General features: G+C 59.5%; 1 rRNA gene. It reads left to right on the top strand.

The features are described 5' to 3' along the window. Positions 1–612 (top strand): 23S ribosomal RNA (locus tag ACFQEV_RS07970); the annotation flags it as partial.

Here is a 612-nt window from a genome sequence, read left to right as displayed (position 1 = left end):
GAACAGGGCGGTGCAATAGGGCCTGAAATCAGCTGGCGATAGAGCGACGAGGCATACAAGGTCCCTCAGAAAACGACCCACTCGCGAGAGTGCAGTAGGAATTGAAGGAAGCCGGTGTCCCGTCGTACGTTTTGAAAAACGAACCAGGGAGTGCACTTGATTGGCAAGTCTAACCGGATCATCCGGGAAGGCGCAGGGAAACCGACATGGCCGCAGTCTTCTTCTGAAGACGAGGGCCGCCGTCCTCAAAGGCGGGGAGTCAATCGGGTGCGACCCGAAACCGAGTGATCTACGCGGGGGCAGGACGAAGCGTGCCGAAAGGTGCGTGGAGGTCCGTTAGGGTTGGTGTCCTACAATACCCTCCCGTGACCTGCGCGTAGGGGTGAAAGGCCCATCGAACTCGGCAACAGCTGGTTCCAGCCGAAACATGTCGAAGCATGACCTCAGCAGAGGTAGTGTGCGAGGTAGAGCGACCGATTGGGTGACCCGCCTCCGAGAGGAGTCGGCCACCCTGTCGAACTCCGAACTTGCACACGCCGTCGAAGCTGGGAGTCCGGACTGCGGGGTAAGCTTGTGGTCCGTGAGGGAGACAACCCAGAGCTGGGTTAAGGT

The sequence above is a fragment of the Halopelagius fulvigenes genome (assembly GCF_042662625.1).
Classification (GTDB): domain Archaea; phylum Halobacteriota; class Halobacteria; order Halobacteriales; family Haloferacaceae; genus Halopelagius; species Halopelagius fulvigenes.
Note: the sequence above shows the minus strand (reverse complement) of the source record. Positions and strands in the feature narration are given on the sequence as shown.